The sequence below is a fragment of the Streptomyces niphimycinicus genome (genome assembly GCF_018883605.1).
GTDB lineage: Bacteria > Actinomycetota > Actinomycetes > Streptomycetales > Streptomycetaceae > Streptomyces > Streptomyces niphimycinicus.
On the sequence record NZ_JAHLEM010001143.1, the window covers coordinates 1 to 1,906 of the forward strand.

The following is a 1,906-nucleotide window of genomic DNA, read 5'->3' on the forward strand; positions in this document are numbered from 1 at the left end:
GGCGTTCCAGGGGCTGGGCGCAGCCTGGCGGCGCGGCGAGGAGGTCTTCGCCGAGCTGCGCCTGGAGCAGCGGCAGCACGCCGACGCCGCGCTGTTCGGACTGCATCCGGCGCTGCTGGACGCCGCGCTGCACGGGGTCGCGCTCGGCGACTTCCTGGGCGGCGAGGCCGACGGGATCCGGCTGCCGTTCTCCTGGACCGGGGTCACCCTCCACGCGGCGGGCGCCACGGCGCTGCGCGTACGGATCGCCCCGGCCGGGCCGGACACGGTGGCCCTCACCGTCGCGGACGAGAACGGCGGCGCGGTCGCGTCGGTGGACTCGTTGGTGCTGCGGCGTATCGCCCCGGAGCAGTTGCGCGCGGCCCAGGTGACCTACCACGACTCGCTGTTCCGGCTGGAGTGGGCGCCGGTGCCGGCGCCCGCGGCGGCCCCCGGGACCCTCCGCTGGGCCCTGATCGGCCAGGACGCCGCGAACAGCACCGGCCTGGACACCGCCAACAGCACCGGCCAGGACGCGGCGAACAGCACCGGCCAGGACGCGGCGAACAGCACTGGCCAGAACGCCACGCACGGCACGGACGCCCTCGGGCTCGTCGCCGCGCTGGAGTCGGCGGGTGCCGACTGCGCCGTCTTCGCCGACCTGGCCGAACTCGCGGCCGTGGTGGCCTCGGGCAGCCCCCGGCCGGATGTCGTCCTCCTCCCGCACACCGGCCCCGCCGGGGGCGGCGATGTGGCGGAGGGCGCCCGGCTGGCCACCCACGCCGCGCTGGACAGCGCGCTGTCGTGGCTCGCGGAGGAGGGTCTCGCCGGGGCGCGGCTGGCGTTCGTCACCCGGCGCGCGGTCGCCACGTCCCCGGACGCCGAGGTGCACGACCTGGCGCGGTCGGCCGTATGGGGCCTGATCCGCACCGCGCAGACCGAGAACCCGGACCGTTTCCTGCTGCTCGACCTGGACGGTGAGGAGACCTCGGCCGAGCTGCTGACGGCGGCCGTGACCGGCGGGGAGCCGCAGCTCGCCGTCCGGGCGGGCGCCCTCCACGCGCCCCGGCTGGCCCGGGTCGCCACCCAGGAGCAGAACGAGGACCAGGTACGGGAAGCGCTCCCGGAGTTCGACCAGGACGGCACGGTCCTGATCACCGGCGCCACCGGTGTCCTCGGCGGACAGCTCGCCCGCCACCTGGTGGCCGAGCGCGGGGTGCGGCATCTGCTGCTGGGCAGCCGCCGCGGACAGCGCGCCCCGGGAATGCCCGAGCTGGTCGACGAACTGACCGTGCTGGGCGCCCGGGTGAGCGTCGCGGCCTGCGATGTGGCCGACCGCGAGGCGCTGTCGATGCTGCTGGCCGAGGTGGATCCGGAGCATCCGCTCACCGCCGTCGTGCACACCGCGGGTGTGCTGGACGACGGGCTGCTGCCCACGCTCACCCCGGACCGGATCGATACGGTCTTCCGGCCGAAGGTGGCCGCGGCGCACAATCTGCACGAGCTGACCCGCGAACTGGACCTCTCCGCGTTCGTGCTGTTCTCGTCCGCCGCCGGTACCTTCGGCGCGCCGGGCCAGGCCAACTACGCGGCGGCCAACACCTTCCTGGACGCGCTGGCCGCGCACCGCCGCTCCGCCGGACTGCCCGCGCTCTCGCTGGCCTGGGGCCTGTGGGAGCAGCGCAGCGCGATGACCGGCGGCATGGCGGACGCGGATGTGGCGCGTATGGAGCGCTCCGGGATGGCGCCGCTGTCCTCGCGGGACGGTCTGGAGCTGTTCGACACGGCGTGCGCGGTCGGCGGTGAGGCGGTGCTGGTACCGCTGCACCTGGACACCGCGCCGCTGCGCGAGCAGGCCGCCGAGGGCGGGCTGCCCGCCGTGTTCCGCGGGCTGGTCCGGGCCGCGGCCCGGCGGCGTACCGTCGCC

The 1,906-nt window shown here is 76.1% G+C and carries 1 protein-coding gene; it reads left to right on the forward strand.

Features of this window, described 5'->3' with window-relative positions; genetic code table 11:
• Positions 1–1,906 (forward strand): SDR family oxidoreductase (locus KN815_RS48290; protein WP_216348096.1); only part of this gene is annotated, 1,906 nt, incomplete at both ends.